The 1,685-nt window shown below is 73.5% G+C and carries 3 protein-coding genes; all 3 read right to left on the bottom strand.

Annotated elements, in window-relative coordinates; genetic code table 11:
• Positions 1–4 precede the first annotated feature (4 nt).
• Positions 5–727: a hypothetical protein gene (locus tag G4D87_RS37480; protein WP_176413387.1), complete on the bottom strand. Its 723-nt coding sequence runs from the start codon at positions 725–727 to the stop codon at positions 5–7.
• Between the two features lie 17 nt (positions 728–744).
• Positions 745–900: a hypothetical protein gene (locus G4D87_RS39110; protein ID WP_176413388.1), complete on the bottom strand. Its 156-nt coding sequence runs from the start codon at positions 898–900 to the stop codon at positions 745–747.
• Between the two features lie 95 nt (positions 901–995).
• Positions 996–1,685, bottom strand: a 690-nt coding sequence (locus tag G4D87_RS37475) for a DNA mismatch repair MutL family protein (RefSeq protein WP_504112916.1), incomplete at its 5' end; no start/stop codon positions are given.

Below are 1,685 nucleotides of genomic sequence, written 5' to 3'. Positions count from 1 at the left end.
GGAGTTACAGGCTCCCGGGCAGCGGCCGGGATGGCTCCGCTGGAAAGCTGTACGTCACGCCCAGCGACAGCCAGCTCCCGCCCAGGCTGAACGAGCCGACGCGCGCCGTGGACGGCCCCACCGGACCTCGGAGGAACGCGAGCCGGTAGTCGGCGGTGATGCCCCAGCGCGGCGTCAGGCGCAACGTGGCGCCGACGTTGCCCATCCACGTCTGGGTGGTGATTTCCTGGAGCGCCTCCCCCTTGCGCTCCGACGAGGTGAGCGTGGGCCCCGTCAGCAGGCCCGCGAAGGGGACGAGCCCATGCGGGCCCAGCTGCGGAAGCACCGTCTGGAAGCGCAGGCCGATGAGCGCTCCGTAGCCCAGCACGTCCACCTGCCGGGCCTGCGGCGGCCCCCCGTCGACGCCCGGCTCGTTGAGGTACAGGCGGCTCTGCGTGCCGAACAGGTCGATGCCCACCTCCAGCAGGTCGGAGATGGCGTAGGCGAAGGACCCCACCACCGTGGGCCCGCCCGCCACTTCCCGGGCACGCGGCAGTCCCTGGTTGGCCTGCCGCGAGTACCAGCCGTCATAGAGCGTCTTGTTGGGGGTGATGCGCCAGCCGCCCTGGATGGTGATGCGGCCCACCCCATCCAGCGAGGTGGACACGTCCTCATCACCGTAACCGTCATACTGCGCGGCGGCGGGGGTGGAGAGCAGCAGTGCGAGCGGAAGAAGGCGGCGGAGCATCAATGGCGGCTTTGGCGTCAGGGGCGCTTGGGGCGCAGCGCGATTTCCAGGAAGGTGGTCCGCCGGCGGCGCAGCGATGCGACGAAGCAGCGCACCACGCATCCGGCGCCGAACTCGCGCAGCACCACGCCGACATTCGCCACCACGTCCCGCAGGGTGATCACACCGTGCATGTGCCCGCTCCTGTGCGCTGCGGAGGTTGGCCCGGGTGCTACAGGCGTGTGGCGCACGCTAACAGGGGGTCCCCCCCCGTCAATTTTCAGGGCGCTCAGCGGGCGCGCCGCTCCAGCTCCAGCAGGGGAATCTCCAGCACCACCACCGTGCCGTGACTGCACGGGGGATGGAAGTCGGCCCGGTCCAGCTCCCCGAGCAACGCGCGGAGCTGCGCGTCGGAGAGCGGCACCGCGCCGGCCTGCTTCGCGGCGTGGCACGCCATCACCCGCACCGCCTCCGCCAGCGACACCGGGTCCAGCGTCGCGCTCTTCGGCGGAAGCGCCCGCGCCAGGGCCTCCAGCAGCGCGCGCGCGTCCGCGCCCTCCAGGCCCGGCGGCACCGTCTTCAACGCCACCGTGGTGCCGCCGAACGGCTCCACGTCGAAGCCCAGGCGGGACAGGGCCTCCCTGCCCTCCACCAGGGCCTTGGCCGCCGCGACGGGCAGCTCCAGCGTGGTGCCGAAGAGCGTGGGCGCCGGAGGCGGCTTGCCGGACTCCAGCGCGCGCAGGTAGCCCGTCAGGCGCGCGCGCTCCAGCGCCGCGTGCGGGTCCATCACCACCAGCGTGCCCCCCGGCCCCTCGCAGAGGTGGAAGCGGCCGCCCAGCATGCCCAGGGGCCGCAGCGCGCCGAAGTAGCCCGGCGGGGGGGCCTCGTTGAGCTGTGGCTGCGCCTGTCCGAAGGCGGGGGCCTGCCCCACCGCGGCGGCGAAGGGCAGCGCGCCCGGCCGGCCCCCCTGCCCCAGGGG

Origin of the sequence: Myxococcus vastator, assembly GCF_010894475.1 — a bacterium.
Taxonomy (GTDB): domain Bacteria; phylum Myxococcota; class Myxococcia; order Myxococcales; family Myxococcaceae; genus Myxococcus; species Myxococcus vastator.
This window is presented reverse-complemented; position numbering and strand designations above follow the sequence as displayed.

Excerpts from the sequence above, each read along its gene's own strand:
- G4D87_RS39110 (WP_176413388.1), bottom strand. The coding sequence starts at position 900 with ATGCACGGTGTGATCACCCTGCGGGACGTGGTGGCGAATGTCGGCGTG.
- G4D87_RS37480 (WP_176413387.1), bottom strand. The coding sequence starts at position 727 with ATGCTCCGCCGCCTTCTTCCGCTCGCACTGCTGCTCTCCACCCCCGCC.